Origin of the sequence: Xanthomonas sp. DAR33341 (assembly GCF_003992815.1) — a bacterium.
Lineage (GTDB): Bacteria > Pseudomonadota > Gammaproteobacteria > Xanthomonadales > Xanthomonadaceae > Xanthomonas > Xanthomonas cissicola.
Window position 1 is genome coordinate 1 of sequence record NZ_QEYV01000006.1, and the last position, 844, is coordinate 844.

The 844-nt window shown below is 56.0% G+C and carries 1 pseudogene; it reads right to left on the reverse strand.

The features are described 5' to 3' along the window. Window positions 1-184: 184 nt before the first annotated feature. Window positions 185-844: pseudogene (locus EO156_RS24240) on the reverse strand (RHS repeat-associated core domain-containing protein); the annotation flags it as partial.

Consider the following 844-nt stretch of genomic DNA (forward strand, 5'->3'; position numbering starts at 1 on the left):
CGTGGCGATGATCTGTGTCTCGGTGAACTTCGATGTGCGCATGGAACCTCCTGACTTGGGAACGATGCCAGAAAGATCTACTTATGCGGTGTCTGCGGATCGGGGGAGCTTACGCATTCAAGTACCTAATTGATTTCGCGACATTTCTCAAAAAATCTTCTGGTGCACCATTAGCGAACCTTACCTTGCGCCCATCCGGATCAGTGAACTTATAAGGATTGTTGTTTGCATACCAGTAGCGATTGAAGTTCGCTGCAAGCACCGAATCCGCAGCTACCGGGTCCACGCCCAGGAACCGCCCCAGGTCTTGGTCGTAGTAGCGCTGCTGCATGTAGGTCAGCCCGGTCGCCCCATCCATGGCGTGGCCGGTGTAACCGATGCCATCGACCGTCTTGCCGATGGGGCTGCCGTAGGGCTGATAGTCGGTTCGCTCTACCACCTACCCGGCTGTATCCGTCACAGCGATAGGGCTGCCTAGCGCATCGGTGTGCTGGAATTTGATGGTTCCTGAGTTACGGGTGGCAAGCAGGCTCCCATTGAGATAGACGTATTCCATGTTGCCCTTGCCCGACGCCTCTGTGTAGAACAGCTGGCCAGCCTGGGTATAGACCTGAACGGTCCGCGTCGTGGGTCGGCCAGCTATCGTGCGACGGCCGTAGGCATCGTAGGCATAGCTTTCCTTGCCGGTGACATCTCGCAGACGATTTCCGTAGTCAAAGGTATAGGCTTGACCGTTCTTGTTCTTGAGGTTGCCCTGCGGGTCGTAGCTCAGCCCGACGGTGGTGGCGCCCGCATTGTTCTGGACATTGGTCAAGCGGTTCTTGGCGTCATACCAGTAATTGTT